The organism is Mesorhizobium sp. B2-3-11, assembly GCF_006442215.1.
GTDB lineage: Bacteria > Pseudomonadota > Alphaproteobacteria > Rhizobiales > Rhizobiaceae > Mesorhizobium > Mesorhizobium salmacidum.
Genome location: NZ_VFVS01000012.1, coordinates 167,332 through 183,357, shown reverse-complemented (window position 1 = coordinate 183,357; position 16,026 = coordinate 167,332). Strand labels below are relative to the sequence as shown.

Sequence of the window (16,026 nt, the reverse complement as noted above, 5' to 3'; positions counted from 1 at the left end):
CAACCGCCTTGTTCCCAAGGAACGCCTCGACAAAGCTCATCTGTCCCGTCCGCTTCACCGCCATCGCAAATCCCTCCAAGCAATAATCGAAGTGAATCACAATGCCAGAATTGCGCAACAGGCCCACAAGGAGAGAAGGAAAAGAGGCATTGCCCATTGCCATTTTGTTCCGGTCTGACGATTCTGCTCCCAGGAGCGACCTGATTCGATGCGTGAGATTATTTTCGATACGGAAACCACCGGCCTCGATTCGCGCGACGACCGCGTGATCGAGCTTGGCGGCGTCGAGTTGGTCAATCGTTTTCCGACCGGCAGGACCTTCCATCACTATATCAACCCGCAAGGCCGCGCGATCCACGCCGAGGCGCAATCCGTGCACGGCATCAGCGCGGCTGACCTCGCGGGCAAGCCGAGCTTCGCCGAAATTGCCGAGGAATGGCTGAAATTCACGGAAGGCGCCAAGCTGGTCGCCCACAACGCCACGTTCGATATCGGCTTCCTCAATGTCGAATTCGGCCGGCTCGGCCACCCCCCTGTCGACAACGGGCTTGTCGTCGACACGCTGGCCCTGGCGCGCCGCAAGCACCCGATGGGTCCCAATTCGCTCGACGCGCTGTGCCGGCGCTACGGCATCGACAACACGAAGCGCACCAAGCACGGCGCCCTGCTCGATTCCGAATTGCTGGCAGAGGTCTATATCGAACTGATCGGTGGCAAGCAGGCGGCGCTGATCCTCGACAGCGCAAGCGCACCGGCGCGGGGCGGCGACAATGTCCGCCAGATCGAGATCATCGTCGCCGAACGGCCGGCGCCACTGCTGCCGCGTCTCACTGAAGCAGAGCGCGCGGCGCATGCAGCCATGGTTGCAACGCTCGGCGACAAGGCGCTGTGGCTGAAAGCCTCCCCCCAGGAAGCAGCCCAGGCGCTGTCCTCATAAAACCGTCCGGCGAGCGGCCTCAGTAGGGCCACTCCCCCCGGCCCAGCGCGGCGACCGCCGCGACGATACGCCCAAAGGCTTCCGCCGCGGCCGGCACGGTCGTGCGGGCGCGCAAAAAACTGTGCACGAGGCGGGGCTCCTCATCCCACCAGGCTTTGCCGCCGGCTTCCAGGATGCGATCGCGATAGGCCTCGCCGTCCGACGATAGCGGATCGCACTCCGCCGTGATGATCACCGTAGGCGGCAGGCCGGAGAAATCGCGGGCGCGCAACGGCGAGAAGGTCGGATCGTCGGGCGATTGCTTCCTGGCTGACCTGACGTCGCGGTAGAAGGCGGCATCGCCTGTCGACAGCAGCGGCGCGTCAGCGTGTTCGACATAGGAGTCCATCGCCTCGTTGCCGCCGAGATCGGGATAGATCAGCACTTGGCCGATCGCGGCGCGCGGATGGTGACGCGTGGCCTGTGCCACCGCCGCCGCCAGGTTGCCGCCGGCACTTTCGCCGCAGAGCACGAGCGGCAGATCGCTTGCAGCCGCCCATTCGAAAGCCGCCAGCGCATCGTCGAAGGCGGCGGGGTGAAGGTGCTCGGGTGCGAGCCGGTAGTCGACCGACAGCACGTCGAAGCCGGTGCCGGCGCAGATTTCGGCGCAGATGTCGTCATGGCTTTCGAGTCCGCCGAGGATGAAACCGCCGCCGTGGAAATAGAGCACCGTCGCACGCGGCGCCGCGCCGGCGAGCCGGTACCGGCGGACCGGGATGCCATTCTTCGAAGCGGCGATCAGGCTGTCGCTGGCCTTGACCCCGGGTGGACGGCGCTGGTGGAAAGCCCGGCACATCCTGGCATAGACCGCGCGCTGCTTTTCGACCGGCAGGCCGGCGATTTCGGGCGGATACCAGGCGTTGATGCTGTCGATATAGGCCCAAAGTGCCGGATCGAGCCAAGGTCCGTATTTGCCGCGGCTGGTCATTTCACTCCGAGGGGCACGTCAAAGCTCGGCATAGAGGCGGGCGGCGTTTTCAAAGGTGAAGCGCAGGGGTACGGAGCCCTGGACCTGCCAGACGGTGACCGTCTCGCCGGCCAGCAGCCGGCAGGCGCCGTCGGTGTCGGTGACGGCGCCGCCATAGAGCCGATTGGCAAGGTTGAGGATGCCGGTCTGGTGCATGGCCGCGCTGCCGCTGCCGCAGGCATCCTTGACCAGCAGCACGCGAAAGCCCTTCGCCACCGCGTCCTTGACCGACGCGTCGATGCAAGCCTCGGTCCACACGCCAGCGATGACCAGCCATTCGATGCCGGAAGCCTTGAGCCGGTCGCCCGCCGGACCGGAGCGGAAGGCGCTGGCCTCGGCCTTGATCAGCAGCGCCTCGCCATTCGCCGGCGCCACCTCGTGGCAGATCTCGGTCAGCGGGTCGCTCTTGTCGGAAAAGGCCGACTTGCCGTCTTCGCCGACCGGATGAAAGGGCTGGTCCTGGCTGTCGAGATCGACAATATAGGCCCAGTGATGAAGCGGCACATGGTTCTGCCGCGCCGCCGCCTGCAGGCGCTGGACGTTGGCGAGGATTTTTTCATAGTCCTCGACGAGATAGCGCGGGTCCTGCCGGTGCTCTTCCTGCAGGTCGATGAAGATGGCGGCCACCGTGCCGCGCTTGATCGAGATAAGGCTTTTCATGCGGATGCGCCTGGGCAGCGGTCGGCCAACGCGAGTTGGCGCAGCCGGTGGCGATTGACCGGCGGCTCCTCGTCATCCACGGGGCGAAGCAGGAGCGAAGCTCCGTCGCGGAGACCCCTGGAGCTGCTCCGCAGCCCAAGGGATCCATGCCGTGACGCTGGCCAGAGGGCGGAGCGGGGCAGAATATGGACCGTTGCGACGCTCGGCAGTCCCGGCATGGATCCCTTGGGCTGCGGAGCAGCTCCAGGGGTCTGTGCCGCGTCGCCGCGCGCCTTGCTCCTCCCTAGGATGACGAAGCGATGGGCGTTTGCGTCAGCCGAAAAGGCGACGTCACCAAGTGCGGCAGCGGAGGTCAAACCTCTTTCTCCAAAAACTCGTCCTCGTAGGGGAAGCGCGACAGAAGCTCGGTGCCGGTGTCGGTGATCAGGATCTCGTCCTCCAGCTTGACGCCCTCGCGGCCGCCCTTCTCGCCAATATAGCTTTCCACGCTCACCACCATGCCTGGCACGATATGGCCGTCGCGGCCATAGGTCTCGTAATCCATGGCATGCGCGATGAACGGTGTCTCGCCATGCATGCCGACGCCATGCATGACCGAGGTGTAGCGCTGGTCGACGAAGCGGTCCGGAATCTTCCACGCCTTCTCGGCGATTTCGCGGAAGGCCATGCCGGGTTTGACGATCGAAATGTTGTGCTGAACCTGGTCGTGCGCCATGCGGTAGAGCGACTTCTGATAGGGGGTTGGCTTGCCCGGCCCGCAGCGGAAGGTACGCGAGAAGTCCGAGTAGTAGCCATAGCAGCCGATCGTGTCGGTATCGAGCGCCAGCAACTCGCCGGGCCTGATCTTGCGGCCGCTGGCCTCGTTGAACCACGGATTGGTGCGCTGGCCCGAGGTCAGCAGCCGGGTCTCGATGAACTCGCCGCCCTGGCGGATAACCTCGCCATACATGATGGCGAACAGCTCGTTTTCGGATACGCCGGGCTTGATCGCCTCACGCACCGCATAGACCGCAGCCTCAGCGCCGGCCATCGACACCTGCAGGCATTTCACCTCCTCAGGCGTCTTCACCGCGCGCACGGCCAAAATCTCGCCCTGGCAATCCCGAACCTCGCAGCCGCGCTTTTCAAGCGCCAGCGCCTGCAGGTGGCTGCAGCGGTCGAGCCCGAGCTTCATCGAGCCGCCGCCATGCCTCTTCAACAGTTCGGCGATCTCGTCGGCGAACGGACCGGCGGTTTCGTCGTCGCGGCCCGACACGGAAGACCAGACAAGCTTGGAAGGACGCGCCTCGTCGATCGTGTCGAGCACCATGGAGACATGGTAGCTCTGCGGATATTCGAACAGCACGATCGGCCCGTCGGCCGGAATGAAGAAATAGCGGGTCGAGTTGCGCAGGAAGTAGCCGAACATGTTGCGCGAGCCGGTGGCGTAACGCTGGTTATAGGGGTCGAACAGCACCACGCCGCCATAGCCGGCCTCGCGCATCCAGCCGCGCAGTTTCGCCAGCCGGCCTTTGCGCAAGGCGTCGGCATCGATGAAGGACGGTTCCGTATCCGACAGCCACATGCCGCCCGCCGGATCGGCGGCGGCGGGGTGGCGCATGCGGTCCTTGAAGTCGACGTCCTCGGTGCTGTCGGGGTCGAATACGACGATGCTCATGGGGGTGCCTGGCCTGGGTGGGTTGCAAGGCGTGACCATGGCGCAGCAGGCGCGGAGGAATTGTGCGGAAAACCGCGTGGGTTGTGCGGAATGCCGCCACCTCGAGCGTTACAGGCGATCAGCCGGCCGAACTCTGTTTCGTCAATTCGACTTGATAGGCGCTTCGTGGATGTCGCCTGAGTCGCCACGCTTTGAGAACTATGAGCAGCATCAAGTACCCAAACAGTGCGAGCAGGCCCGGAAAAAATCCAACCAGGCAAATCGAGATAAAGATACCCAAGAACCCAATCGCAGCCACAGCGTAGTATAAAGCCGTTGCCCAGACATATTTCTCCATTTGAGAGCTATTCATAGCTTTGAATCCGGGTCAGCCGCGTCCACTCAACATCACATAGGGATGTTGAAATAATTGTGCCAGCGCCGCCCTCGCTGCTCTCTATGGCAGCTATCGAACACCGAAATACATTAATCCTAATGCCTCCGCGCCATCTTCGGCGCGTGCCCATGCTCCTCGCGAAAAGCCCGCGCAAAGCTCGACATCGAGGCAAACCCACAAGCCAGCGCCACGTCGCGCACGGCGAGCGTCGAATGCGCCAGGAGGTCGGCGGCGCGCTTCAGCCGGAGCCGCCGGTAGTAGCCGTTGGGCGAGATGGCGAGTTCGGAGCGGAAGGATCGTTCGAGCTTGTCGGACGACACGCCAAGCCGCGCGGTCAGCTCCGCCATGCCGAGCCGTTCCTCCACCGCATCCTCCATGATGGCGATGGCCGACAGCACAAGCTCGTTTTGCACCCCGGTGCGCAGGCGCAGCGGCATCAGCTTGCGGTCGACACTCGATCGCAAGGGACTGTGCACGAACCACTCGGCGACGCCGGCGGCCAGCTCGGCGCCGTAGTCACGGGTGATGATCTCCAGCATCATGTCGAGGCTGCCGACGCCGCCGGCCGAAGTGAAGCGCTTGCGGTCGATGACATAGAGGTCGCGTCTAAGCTCGATGTTGGGGAAGGCTTCGGTGAAGGCCGCCTGGCTGGTCCAGTGCAAGGTGCAGGCATGGCCGTCGAGCAGGCCCGCGCGCGCCAGGAAGAACGCCGCGTCCGCCACCGCGCCGATATGGGCGCCGGCGCGCAGGCTGCGGCGGATCCAGCTCGCCGCGTCCTCCGCCACGAGGTGATCGGCATCGCCTCCCGAGCAGACCACGATGCGGTCGACCTTGGGTGCGGCCTCGGCGTAAAACCCCGGCTGGATGACGACGCCATTGGAAGCCTCGACCGGATCCTGCGTCGCCCCGACGATGATCCAGCGGTAGCATTCCCGCTTCGCCAGTATGTTGGCGGCGCGCAGCGGCTCGATGACGGAGCTGAACGCCATCATCGGAAAGCCGGGGAACACCAGCACCGCGAAGGTGAGGGGTGCGTCTGTGGGTGGTTCGCGCGTGGCCATGGGCGCTACATCTCGGGCGAATGGCGGTTGGGGTCAACGGTGTTTGGCCGACCGCTGCTCTATGCGGCTGCTGATCTTCACCGTTGAGCCGCGACGTCCGTGAAAGAACCCCAACCTCGCGGTGCAGGCTACCACCGGCGCTTCTCGGCCGAGAGCCACTCAGCCCCCCAGTGCCTGATCCAGGTCCGCGATAAGATCATCGCCGTCCTCGATCCCGGCCGACAACCGCACCAGCGAATCCGATATGCCGATCTCCGCCCGCTTCCCGGCGGGGATCGAGCCATGCGTCATCAGCGCCGGGTGTTCGATCAGGCTCTCCACCCCGCCGAGGCTTTCGGCCAGCGTGAACAGCTGCGTGCGTTCGAGGAAGCGCTTCGTGCCGGCAAGATCGCGATCCAGCACCGCTGATATCATGCCGCCGAAGGCATGCATCTGCTGGACTGCTATGGCGTGCTGCGGATGGCTGGCAAGGCCGGGATAGATGACGCGGCGCACATCCCTGCGGGCTTCCAGCCATTGCGCGATTTTCAGGCCGTTGGCGCAATGGCGCTCCATCCTGAGCGCCAGGGTCTTCAAACCGCGCAGCGCCAGGAAACTGTCGAACGGACCCGATATGGCGCCGATGGCGTTCTGCAGGAATTTCAGCCGGTCGGCGAGATCCTTGTTGTCGCCGACGACAGCGACGCCGCCGACCATGTCGGAATGGCCGTTCAAATATTTCGTCGTCGAGTGGACCACGATGTCGATGCCGAGCTCCAGCGGCCGCTGGATATAGGGGCTGCAGAAAGTGTTGTCGGCGATCGACAATATCCCCTTGCGCCTGGCGAGCGCCGCGACGCCTTCGAGGTCGACGATGCGCAGCAACGGATTGGTCGGCGTCTCGACCCACAGCATCTTGGTCTCCGGCCGGATCGCCGCCTCTACCGCCGCAAGGTCGGTGAAGTCGACGAAGCTCACCTGCAGGTTGGCCGAGCGCTTGCGCACCCGCTCCATCAGCCGGAACGAGCCGCCATAGATGTCGTCGGTGGCGACGATATGGGCGCCGGAATCGAGCAGTTCCAGCACGGTGGCGATCGATGCCAGGCCGGAAGCAAAAGCGAAGGCCGCCGAGCCGCTTTCCAGGTCCGCCACGGCGCGCTCGAAGGCGAAGCGCGTCGGGTTCTGGCTGCGGGCATATTCGAAACCCTTGTGCACGCCGGGCGATTGCTGGCCGTAGGTCGAGGTGGCATAAATCGGCACCATCACAGCACCAGTCAGCGGATCCTGGCTCTGGCCGCCATGGATGGTGCGGGTGGAGAAGGCCAGGCGGTTCTTGCCGGATGTGGTCATTTTGCGCGGCGCCTCAGATGGTTGATCAGGTCGATACGGGTAATCAGGCCGACGAACTCGTCGCCGTCGAAGATGATGGCGACCTCGTTGCGGTCGAACACCGGCAGCAGCGCGTCCAGCGTCTGGCTGGCCTGCAGCGTGTGCAGGTTGGAGGTCATGGCCGTTCTCACCGGGCCGCTGAAGCGCTCCCAGCGTCCGTCATAGGGACCGTCGACATGGGCCAGGATGTCGCTTTCGTCGACGATGCCGACCAGCTTGCCATTGTCGAGCACCGGCAGTTGCGAGACGTCGGAGCGGCGCATGCGGCCATAGGCGTTGAGCAGGCTTTCGTCCGGGCCGACATAGACCGTATCGCCGGTGCGGTGGGTGCGCATGACGAGGTCGCGCAGGTCGCCATGCTGCTCGTGTTCGGCCAGCCCCTGCTCGGCCAGCCAGAAATCGTCGAACACTTTTGACAGGTACTTGTTGCCGCTGTCGCAGACGAAGGTGACGACGCGCTTGGGCATCGTCTGTTCGCGGCAATAGCGCAAGGCGGTCGACAGCAGCGTGCCGGAGGAAGAACCGGCCAGGATGCCTTCCCGGGACAACAGATCCCGCACGGCCAGCATGCTCTGCTTGTCCGTGATGGAATAGGCTTTCCTGACCAGCGACAAATCGGCGTTGGGCGGCACGAAATCCTCACCGATGCCTTCGACGGTCCAGCTTCCCGCCTCTTCCATCTTGCCGGTCTTGATCAGCGGCGCCAGCACCGAGCCGACCGGATCGGCCAATACCATCTCCGTCTTCGGCGACGCCTTGGCGAAAAAGCGGCCAAGCCCGGTCAGCGTGCCGCCCGAGCCGACGCCGACCACCACCGCGTCGACATCACCGTCAAGCTGCGCGAAAATCTCCGGGCCGGTGGTCGTCTCATGCGCCAGCGGGTTGGCCGGGTTGGCGAACTGGTTGGCATAGAAGGCGCCGGGCAGTTCAGCAGCGATCTTCTCCGCCATGTCCTGGTAATATTCGGCATGACCCTTGCCGACATCGGAGCGCGTCATGTGCACTTCGGCGCCGAGCGCGCGCAGATGCTGGATCTTTTCGCGCGACATCTTGTCTGGGACCACCAGGATGATGCGGTAGCCCTTGGGGATGCCGACCTGGGCGAGGCCAAGGCCGGTATTGCCGGCGGTCGCCTCGACGATGGAGCCGCCGGGCTTCAGCCTGCCATCCTTCTCGGCCGCCGCGATCATCGACAGCGCTATGCGGTCCTTGATCGAGCCGCCCGGATTCTGGCTCTCGAGCTTGATGAACAGCCGGCATTTTCCCGTGTCGAACTTGGTCAGCTCGACGATGGGCGTCTGGCCAATGAGATCGAGCACCGACGCATAGGGCGGGCGCAGGCGGGATGTTGCGGTGTCCGACGGGGCGCTGTCGGCAGTGGCTTTTCTGTGCTCGCTCATGTCGGAGCCTCCATGGATCAACCTAGCGTCTTTTCCAGCCGATCGCAGTTGGAAAGAAGATAGATCGTGCCAATCCGGCGGCCAGACGGGGAATGAAATTCCAGCGGCCCATCAGGGCGAAGCGGTGCGGTGCCGGATCGAGACGCCGGCGGGACGGCGCCCCCCTTAACGCCCAAGCGCCGCGCCCTCAGGCCCGTTCAACGAACCATCTCGTTCGTTGAAGCCGCCGATTTCGCCATGCTAGCCGAACATACGCCATACCACCGCAAGGAGACGGCCGATGAAGATCCTCGCCTATGACAACTTCAAACCCGGCGTCACCCTCGACGACTTGAAGCCCTATCTGCGCGATGAAGTCTAGAATGTCTGGCGGCTGTGGAAGGCGGGCATTGTGCGCGAAAACTATGCGCGCGCCGATGTCGGCGGCGTTATCATCGTTTTCGAGCTGCAGCGAACCTTCGTTGCCTTCCATGAAGCGGGCAAGGTGGCGGCAGCTCTTTGCCATGGCACGGCGCTGCTGCGCTATGCCAGGCGCGCCGATGGATCGCTGCTCGCCGCCGGCAAGACGGTGACCGGGTTCGCCAATATCGAGGAGGATTTTGCCGACAATGCGACCTGGCGGATGGACGCGCTGGAGCGCGGAAAACATTTGATGCCATGGCGGATCGAGGATGAGCTCAAGGCGATCGGCGCCAACTACATCCAGGCCGGCCTGTGGCGTGCCTTTGCAGTGCGCGACGGCAACCTGATCACCGGCCAGCAGAACTTTTCCGGCGCCGAGACCGCGCGCGCCGTGTGTGAGACATTGGGCGGCTGAACCGTCTCGTCCGGCGGACAGCGGAAGGGACTTCAGTCTTAGTTGAGCAATAGCTAATATACATATAGCTTGGTCATGCGGGAGACGATCCCAAATCGAAGCCTAACCCGCAATGGCCGGTGCGACCCGCTTTCAACCCAAGCATCCCCGCACCGGCCATTCTTTTTCGTGGGGTAGCCCATGGCCAGCTTGAAATCGCAACCTTGGGGGGCGCGATGTCGGCATTTCGGGGAGGAAATCCAGTCGAAGGCGGGAGCATCGCGCTCCCTTTGCAAGAGGTCTGCGTCAAGCCGTGAATATCTTAATTGGCTAAAGTGCGGAACGTCCAATGGACAAGTCCGGAACGTTTGAAGGCCCCTCGGACCAAGGCCTACCGGTGCGCAAGACTTTAGTCCTGCCGTCTTATAGCTAAGAACGGAAGTTGCTCGGCCCAGATAGGGCCACCTGGGCTAGATACCAGACTGCACTCAGCCGACTATGGTGCGATCGCGGAAGACGCTTTCGGGTTGAGCCGGATGCGGGTCTGCCAAATATGCGATCGCCGCCGGAATTGCTCTATCCCAGCAACAGCTTGCTCAGCCTGGCGCACTGGACGCGGATATCGGGAATGGCGTCGATCTCGAAGAAGGTGCCGCGCGTCAGCGGCCCGACGGCGAGGATTTTTCGCGAGACGGTGCCGTCGGCGGCGATAATCTCGCAATTGGCCGAGACGTCGAGGCCGATGCGCAGCGGATCGGGACGCGCCAGGCCGCGGTCGACCAGCGAGCGCACCACGCTGTTCGACGAGGTCGAGATGTCGCGCACGATGCCGGAGCAATCATAGATGCGGGCGACGTCGAATGTTTCGAGACGCTGTGTGTGGCGCGACTGGACCTCGACCGCGAAGCCGTCGCCCGGCGTGACGCCGACGACGCGCCCGGCGATCGGCCGGATGCGTCCCGATTGCACGGCCTCCGTCACCCTGGCGTAGACCTCGGGTGCCATGCGATGGCGATGGATGTCCCACCAGGCCTTGGTGTGTTCGACGAAGCGGCGCTTGGCCGAGGCGGGCCAGTTCTGCCAGATCTTCTGGTTGAAGGGGCGCAGGCCGTCGACGACGTCGCGCCAGTCGACGCCGGCCTTCTGGTTCTCGCGGATGAGGTCGCGGAACCAGCCGACGAAATAGGAGAGCTGGGTGCCGAGCGGGATGTCGGCGACGTCGAGCTTGATCGGATTGCCCTTGCGGTGCGGCGAGGGCAGCAGGCCGCGCCGCGACACCGCGATGATGTCGCCGCGATGGCCGCGCTGCTCCAGGGAAAGGAAGGCATCGACCATGCTGAGCCCGGTGCCCAGCACCACGATCCGGCTGTCCTGATCGAGCGCGGTATCGGCCTCCGAGCCCATCCGGATCGCATGGCCCTGCGCGGGCTGTTCGTCATGGCCGGTGGCCAGCACGGCAAGATGGGCAACCACGCTGGTGCCGTTGGCGAGCGCCACCTCGACCCCGGATCCGGTGGGCGAAATCGACAGGCTCTCCTCGCGGATCAGGCGCAGCCGGCCGGTCTCGCGCTCGCGCGTCTCCAGATCGTCGAGCAATTCCTTGAGATAGCGCGCATAGAGGCTGCGCGGCGCGTAGACCGGAGCCTGCTCCGGTGTCGCCAGCCCCCGTTCCAGCAGCCAGCGCCAGAAATTGCCGGGATCGTCGGCATAGGCGCTCATGCCGGCCGCACTGACATTCAGCACATGCGCCGACAGCAGCGTCGAATAGGCGATGCCCTGGCCGAAATGCGGGCGCTTTTCGATCAGTGTGACGCGCAGGTCCGGATTGGGCGATTTGAGCAGATGGGCGGCCAGCACCACGCCGCTGGCGCCGCCGCCGACGATGATGACGGAACTGGGGGTGATGGAAACGGTCCGCCCGGTCATGCGCAAGCGAGCCCCGTGCCAGGCGCCGGCTTCAGGCCTGGACCTTCACCACGACCGGCAGGTCGTCCCGCGCGACCGGGAGGTCGCTCATGCCCGACGCGATCGTAAGATCGTCGGCGCCCGACGCGATCGTAAGATCGTCGGCGTCCCTCGCGATCGTAAGATCGTCGGCGATGTCGCGCATCTCGGCGAGGCTGCGCTGGTCGAGCACCTCGGCGATCGCCTGCCGGACCTCGAGCAACGCGCGCTCGGCATTCTAGGCGAGGTTGGCCTCGCCGACCGAGCCGATGAATGGCCCTCGGTGCTGTCCGGCGGCCAGAAGCAGCGCGTGGCGCTGGCCGCGCGCTGGTCGGTCACCCGCAGGTCCTGGCGCTCGACGAGCCGCTCGGGGCGCTCGACGCGCTGACCCGTATCGAGATGCAGCAATTGCTTGAGCGTATCTGGATTGCCCAGAAATTCACCGCCGTGCTGGTCACGCATGATGTCGCCGAAGCGGTTGCGCTCGCCGACCGGGTGGTGGTGGTCAGCTGCGGCAAGATCGCGTTCGATCTGGATGTGCCGGTTGGAACGGCCGCGCCGCCGCGGTTCCGCCGAGCTTGCCCGTCTCGAAGGCAGGATTCTCGACCAGTTGTTCGGTTAAGATCATTTCGGAAAAGTATGAAACGACTTTTCCGTCCGGGATCGCGCCAAACAAGAGTTTCAGGGCGAACGGTTCGCCCACACCAGCCCGGCCAGGCCGGCCAGCATGGCGGCGAGACCGATATAGAGCCATTGCGACTGGCCGGTCATGAAGCTGCCGCCGACCACGCCATTGCCTTGCAGCGACCACAGGGCGCCCATGGCCAGAACGATCATGGCCAGCAGATTTTTGGTCAGTCTCATTGTCGGATCCCGTTTTTCAAGTCGATCGATTGCGGCGCTATCGCCGTGATGAAAGAGCCGAAGGAAGTGGCCAGATCGTGCAGACTTCTATTTGGAGATCAACGCTGGATCTTGTCATAAAAGTCCTTCGTGCCGATCAAAACATGATCGCAACTGGTTTCGGCGCGCCAAAAAGTCCCTGACAGACTGTTACCCGATGACTCCAAACGTGTGATCTTGCCATGGAACCGCCAAATCACCGCCGCATTTCGTGCCTTATTCTTTTCCTAACGGCTGGGGTCTGTCAAAAAACGGAGCCATCCCCCAAATATGAAGACCCCAAAACAGACTGCGCTTGTCGCGGTAACGATCGCTGTTGGCCTGATGGTCGGCGCCTCCGTCACTTCGGCAACCGCCGCCGCCGGCCAGTGTGGCCGCGCTTCCTGGTACGCGCTGCACTCGAAAACCGCGTCGGGCGAGCGTATGAACCCCTCGGCGCTGACCGCCGCCCATCGCACGCTGCCTTTCGGCACCAAATTGCGGGTCACCAACAAGAACAACGGCCGCAGCGTCGTGGTGCGCATCAACGATCGTGGTCCCTTCATCAAGGGCCGCGTGCTCGACCTGTCGAAGGGCGCCGCCGGCCAGCTCGGCTTCATCGGCTCCGGTCAGACTTCCGTCTGCATGGCGCGCGTCTGATCTGATCGTCTCCTGACCATGATCTCTCCCGCACCGCGGGCCAGCGGAGCAAAACGGGAACTTTCGGGATCATGGTCGGCGTCCGGTGCGAAGGCCTGACACATATCCTACACATTTCGGCACTGCACATTGAGCCGGCTGTGCCGTCCGGCGCCGGTTTTCAAGGCTTTGGACGAAATTAGCATTAGTCACGCCACGTGACGTATTGCATCGCAGCAATTAGTTGTTAACTTCCCCGCGAGACATCTAGGGATCGGCGCTGTTCGTCGTCCCTTCGGTCGCGGGGTAACGGATGTTCTACCAGCTCTACGAAATGAACCATGCCGCCCTGCAGCCGGCGCGGCTCTATGCCGACGCGGTCCGGTTGTTCTACTCCAATCCGCTCAACCCGGTTTCGCACACGCATTGGGGCCGTTCGGTCGCGGCAGGCGCCGAACTGTTCGAGCGCACCACGCGCCGCTACAGCAAGCCGCAATTCGGCCTGGACAAGACCGTGGTCGACTGGAAGAGCGTCGCTGTCACCGAAAAGACAGTCTGGTCGAAGCCGTTCTGCAATCTCGTCCGTTTCGAGCGCGCCGTTCCAGCCGGACGCAAGGCCGACCCGAAGCTTTTGATCGTGGCGCCGATGTCGGGCCATTACGCGACGCTGCTGCGCGGCACGGTCGAGGCGATGCTGCCCTATGCCGATGTCCATATCACCGACTGGGTCGATGCCCGCATGGTGCCGCTGGCCGATGGCAGCTTCGATCTCGACGACTATATCGACTACGTCATCGACATGCTGCACACGCTGGGTCCGGACACGCATGTGATGGGCGTGTGCCAGCCTTCCGTGCCGGTGCTTGCGGCCGTGGCGCTGATGGAGGCGAAGGGCGACCCTTTCGTCCCTTCGACGATGACCCTGATGGGCGGGCCGATCGACACCCGCCGCAACCCGACCGCCGTCAATCTGCTGGCCAAGGAAAAGGGCATCGACTGGTTCCGCGACAACGTCGTCATGCGCGCGCCTTGGCCGGTGCCGGGCTTCGGCCGCGAGGTTTATCCCGGTTTCCTGCAGCTTTCGGGTTTCATGAGCATGAATCTCGACCGCCACATCATCGCTCACAAGGAGTTCTTCATGCACCTTGTGAAGCACGATGGTGACAACGCCGAAAAGCACCGTGACTTCTATGACGAATATCTGGCGGTGATGGACCTGACGGCGGAGTTCTACCTGCAGACCGTCGACACCGTCTTCGTGCGCCATGCCCTGCCCAAGGGCGAGATGACGCATCGCGGCACCAGGATCGATCCGTCGGTTATCCGCAACGTCGCCCTGTTCACGGTCGAGGGCGAGAACGACGACATTTCGGGCCTTGGCCAGACCAAGGCGGCGCAGGACCTGTGCGTCAACATCCCCGCCGACAAGAAGGCGCACTATGTGCAGCCGGCGGTCGGCCATTACGGCGTCTTCAACGGCTCGCGCTTCCGCTCGGAGATCGTGCCGCGCATCGTCGACTTCATCACCAGCTATGGCCGCCAGACCCGGGTGGCGGTGAAGCCGAAACTGGTCCGCACCGCCAAGCGGTAGGCGTTTTGAAACAGGGCCGGCCGCGGATCCGATTCTGTTGCGTAAGTGCCGCTGTCCCTCCCCGCGGGTAACCATGCCGCAAATCAACTCGATGTCTTAATTGACACGGAGTGTAAATCGCCCTTAACGTTTCGTTAACAACAGGGCGAGCGGGGACAATGAATTCCTCAATCACGCGAAGGCTGCGCGTATGCGCGGCAGCCGGGCTGGCGTTAACGGGGGGCTGGATGACACCGGCCTGGGCTTCGGACGCGATGGCGACCGGGGGCCTCACCTCGCAGCCGATCGGCCATTACGATTTCTGCAAGCAGCGGCCGGGTGAATGCTCGATCCGCCCTGCCAACCTCGCGCCGGCGGTCCTGACCGACGGGTTGATGCGCAAGCTGGTCAACGTCACCGCCAGGGTCAATGCCGCCGTCAAGCCGATGAGCGACATGGACATCTACGGTAAGGACGAGGTCTGGGCCTATCCCGACAAGGGCGTCGGCGACTGCGAGGATTACGTGCTGGAGAAGCGGCGCCAGCTGTCCCGCATGGGCATGTCGCTCGCCGATCTCTTGATGACCGTGGTGCGCAAGCCCGACGGGGAAGGCCACGCCGTGCTGACCGTGCGCACCGACGGCGGCGACTATGTGCTCGACAATCTGACCGACAAGGTCAAGCTCTGGGACGAGACCGGCTACCGCTTCCTCAAGCGCCAGGCGATCGACAACACCGGCCGCTGGGTCTCGATCCGCGGCGGCCAGCAGGTTCTGGTGGGCTCGGTACAGTAGGGGAAAGCCGCCCGGTTAGGGCTGCGCACTCTCAGCGCTTCGTCATCCTCGGGTCTACGCGTCCGCTTCGCTCCCGCTCCGCCCGCGGATGACGAAGACGAGGAGGCTCCGCCGCGCACCTCCGTCCAAAAAATTCGCACCTCTCCGTGAACCATTTCCGTTCGCCCGGCGACACACAGCCGTGGACGATAGAAACCCAACCATGGAGACCTCGAATGACTGCTTTTCTGCGCAATACCCTTCTCGCCGCCGCTGCCGTTTCGGCCCTGACCGGATCCGCTCTGGCCGGCCAGACCATTCCAAGCTGCGCCAACACCAACCTCAACGACCTGTGGGCCGGCCGCTGTTGCGGCGCCGCCGGCGCATCGGACTGCCTGGGCGGCGGACATGGCGGCCAGGATCATGGCGATCATGGCCGTGGCGGCAATGGCGGCAGCACGGCCGGCAAGAAATGATCTCACCACGGCTGCCCGCCGGCTGCTCGCCGGCGGGCGCCGCTTTGCGATCGGGCGATCGCCCGGCCGCCGTAAAGTCCGGGCGCAAACCCGCTTCTAGGATCGCCGGCCGAGTGCCGCGCGGATCGACGCGGTGATGCGCAGAAGCGCGGCCTCATCCAGCTTTTCGATGTTCTCGGCCAGAAGATTGGCAAGTTCGGTGGCGGCGGGGGAAAGACCCGACGTATCGAGTTTCACGCGCGGATGCGAGGTTTCGGCCAGCCGCGCCAGTTCCTCGGCGTCGTCCCAGATGATGTTGAAATAGCCGATGATCTTCTGGATCAGCGTCCAGGTCGGCGCGCCGCGCCTGCCATGCTCGAGCGCCGACAGATAGGCGGCGCTGACGCCGATCGCCGCCGCCATGTCTTTCTGGCTGACGCCGCGTTCGGCCCTCAGCGCGCGCAGCTTCTCGCCGAACGGCGTCATGCGCCCGGCCTCCTGA

General features: G+C 64.1%; 15 protein-coding genes and 2 pseudogenes. 7 read left to right on the top strand and 10 right to left on the bottom strand.

Features of this window, described 5'->3' with window-relative positions; translation table 11 throughout:
* Positions 1-208 precede the first annotated feature (208 nt).
* Entirely contained in the window at positions 209-937 is a 729-nt protein-coding gene (dnaQ, locus tag FJ960_RS18145) for a DNA polymerase III subunit epsilon (protein ID WP_140715786.1), read from the top strand.
* Positions 938-956: 19 nt separating this feature from the next.
* Here the strand turns inward: dnaQ and FJ960_RS18140 are convergent, their stop codons facing one another.
* The 6 genes from FJ960_RS18140 to FJ960_RS18110 form a co-directional block, all read right to left on the bottom strand.
* Positions 957-1,904 (bottom strand): alpha/beta hydrolase, encoded by a 948-nt coding sequence (locus FJ960_RS18140; RefSeq protein WP_140715784.1) that lies wholly within the window; start codon positions 1,902-1,904, stop codon positions 957-959.
* 18 nt (positions 1,905-1,922) lie between these two features.
* Entirely contained in the window at positions 1,923-2,603 is a 681-nt protein-coding gene (locus FJ960_RS18135) for an isochorismatase family protein (protein WP_140715782.1), read from the bottom strand.
* A gap of 352 nt (positions 2,604-2,955) precedes the next feature.
* Positions 2,956-4,260 carry a Xaa-Pro peptidase family protein gene (locus FJ960_RS18130; RefSeq protein WP_140715780.1) on the bottom strand — a complete coding sequence of 435 codons (1,305 nt, stop codon included), beginning with the start codon at positions 4,258-4,260 and terminating at the stop codon, positions 2,956-2,958.
* 471 nt (positions 4,261-4,731) lie between these two features.
* Positions 4,732-5,697 carry a GlxA family transcriptional regulator gene (locus FJ960_RS18120; protein WP_140715776.1) on the bottom strand — a complete coding sequence of 322 codons (966 nt, stop codon included), beginning with the start codon at positions 5,695-5,697 and terminating at the stop codon, positions 4,732-4,734.
* Positions 5,698-5,856: 159 nt separating this feature from the next.
* Complete coding sequence (locus tag FJ960_RS18115) at positions 5,857-7,026, bottom strand: PLP-dependent aspartate aminotransferase family protein (protein ID WP_140715774.1); 1,170 nt, start codon at positions 7,024-7,026, stop codon at positions 5,857-5,859.
* Positions 7,023-8,465 (bottom strand): pyridoxal-phosphate dependent enzyme, encoded by a 1,443-nt coding sequence (locus FJ960_RS18110; protein ID WP_140715772.1) that lies wholly within the window; start codon positions 8,463-8,465, stop codon positions 7,023-7,025. The genes FJ960_RS18115 and FJ960_RS18110 overlap by 4 nt, the downstream gene beginning before the upstream one ends.
* Positions 8,466-8,856: 391 nt before the next feature.
* Between FJ960_RS18110 and FJ960_RS18105 the strand changes: the two genes are divergently transcribed.
* A complete protein-coding gene (locus FJ960_RS18105; RefSeq protein WP_246672868.1) occupies positions 8,857-9,282 on the top strand; it encodes a hypothetical protein in 426 nt (141 codons plus the stop codon).
* Between the two features lie 555 nt (positions 9,283-9,837).
* Here FJ960_RS18105 and FJ960_RS18100 read toward each other — a convergent pair.
* Together FJ960_RS18100 and FJ960_RS18095 are read right to left on the bottom strand one after the other, a co-directional pair.
* Positions 9,838-11,187 (bottom strand): FAD/NAD(P)-binding protein, encoded by a 1,350-nt coding sequence (locus FJ960_RS18100; protein ID WP_140715770.1) that lies wholly within the window; start codon positions 11,185-11,187, stop codon positions 9,838-9,840.
* A gap of 31 nt (positions 11,188-11,218) precedes the next feature.
* Positions 11,219-11,428: pseudogene (locus FJ960_RS18095) on the bottom strand (hypothetical protein); the annotation flags it as partial.
* Here FJ960_RS18095 and FJ960_RS18090 point away from each other — a divergent pair.
* Positions 11,426-11,827, top strand: a pseudogene (locus tag FJ960_RS18090) (ATP-binding cassette domain-containing protein); the annotation flags it as partial. The pseudogenes FJ960_RS18095 and FJ960_RS18090 overlap by 3 nt on opposite strands.
* 59 nt (positions 11,828-11,886) lie before the next feature.
* Here FJ960_RS18090 and FJ960_RS29535 read toward each other — a convergent pair.
* A complete protein-coding gene (locus FJ960_RS29535; RefSeq protein WP_181165989.1) occupies positions 11,887-12,069 on the bottom strand; it encodes a hypothetical protein in 183 nt (60 codons plus the stop codon).
* Positions 12,070-12,378: 309 nt separating this feature from the next.
* Between FJ960_RS29535 and FJ960_RS18080 the strand changes: the two genes are divergently transcribed.
* The 4 genes from FJ960_RS18080 to FJ960_RS18065 all read left to right on the top strand — a co-directional run bounded on the left by FJ960_RS18080 (position 12,379) and on the right by FJ960_RS18065 (position 15,545).
* Entirely contained in the window at positions 12,379-12,747 is a 369-nt protein-coding gene (locus tag FJ960_RS18080; protein ID WP_140715768.1) for a septal ring lytic transglycosylase RlpA family protein, read from the top strand.
* A gap of 292 nt (positions 12,748-13,039) precedes the next feature.
* Positions 13,040-14,317 (top strand): polyhydroxyalkanoate depolymerase, encoded by a 1,278-nt coding sequence (locus FJ960_RS18075; RefSeq protein ID WP_140715766.1) that lies wholly within the window; start codon positions 13,040-13,042, stop codon positions 14,315-14,317.
* 158 nt (positions 14,318-14,475) lie between these two features.
* Entirely contained in the window at positions 14,476-15,090 is a 615-nt protein-coding gene (locus FJ960_RS18070) for a transglutaminase-like cysteine peptidase (RefSeq protein WP_140715764.1), read from the top strand.
* 215 nt (positions 15,091-15,305) lie between these two features.
* Positions 15,306-15,545 (top strand): hypothetical protein, encoded by a 240-nt coding sequence (locus FJ960_RS18065; protein WP_140715762.1) that lies wholly within the window; start codon positions 15,306-15,308, stop codon positions 15,543-15,545.
* 96 nt (positions 15,546-15,641) lie between these two features.
* Here the strand turns inward: FJ960_RS18065 and FJ960_RS18060 are convergent, their stop codons facing one another.
* Entirely contained in the window at positions 15,642-16,010 is a 369-nt protein-coding gene (locus tag FJ960_RS18060) for a helix-turn-helix transcriptional regulator (RefSeq protein WP_140507142.1), read from the bottom strand.
* Between the last annotated feature and the right edge of the window lie 16 nt (positions 16,011-16,026).

Excerpts from the sequence above, each read along its gene's own strand:
- dnaQ (WP_140715786.1), top strand. The coding sequence starts at position 209 with ATGCGTGAGATTATTTTCGATACGGAAACCACCGGCCTCGATTCGCGC.
- FJ960_RS18140 (WP_140715784.1), bottom strand. The coding sequence starts at position 1,904 with ATGACCAGCCGCGGCAAATACGGACCTTGGCTCGATCCGGCACTTTGG.
- FJ960_RS18135 (WP_140715782.1), bottom strand. The coding sequence starts at position 2,603 with ATGAAAAGCCTTATCTCGATCAAGCGCGGCACGGTGGCCGCCATCTTC.
- FJ960_RS18130 (WP_140715780.1), bottom strand. The coding sequence starts at position 4,260 with ATGAGCATCGTCGTATTCGACCCCGACAGCACCGAGGACGTCGACTTC.
- FJ960_RS18120 (WP_140715776.1), bottom strand. The coding sequence starts at position 5,697 with ATGGCCACGCGCGAACCACCCACAGACGCACCCCTCACCTTCGCGGTG.
- FJ960_RS18115 (WP_140715774.1), bottom strand. The coding sequence starts at position 7,026 with ATGACCACATCCGGCAAGAACCGCCTGGCCTTCTCCACCCGCACCATC.
- FJ960_RS18110 (WP_140715772.1), bottom strand. The coding sequence starts at position 8,465 with ATGAGCGAGCACAGAAAAGCCACTGCCGACAGCGCCCCGTCGGACACC.
- FJ960_RS18100 (WP_140715770.1), bottom strand. The coding sequence starts at position 11,187 with ATGACCGGGCGGACCGTTTCCATCACCCCCAGTTCCGTCATCATCGTC.
- FJ960_RS29535 (WP_181165989.1), bottom strand. The coding sequence starts at position 12,069 with ATGAGACTGACCAAAAATCTGCTGGCCATGATCGTTCTGGCCATGGGC.
- FJ960_RS18080 (WP_140715768.1), top strand. The coding sequence starts at position 12,379 with ATGAAGACCCCAAAACAGACTGCGCTTGTCGCGGTAACGATCGCTGTT.
- FJ960_RS18075 (WP_140715766.1), top strand. The coding sequence starts at position 13,040 with ATGTTCTACCAGCTCTACGAAATGAACCATGCCGCCCTGCAGCCGGCG.
- FJ960_RS18070 (WP_140715764.1), top strand. The coding sequence starts at position 14,476 with ATGAATTCCTCAATCACGCGAAGGCTGCGCGTATGCGCGGCAGCCGGG.
- FJ960_RS18065 (WP_140715762.1), top strand. The coding sequence starts at position 15,306 with ATGACTGCTTTTCTGCGCAATACCCTTCTCGCCGCCGCTGCCGTTTCG.
- FJ960_RS18060 (WP_140507142.1), bottom strand. The coding sequence starts at position 16,010 with ATGACGCCGTTCGGCGAGAAGCTGCGCGCGCTGAGGGCCGAACGCGGC.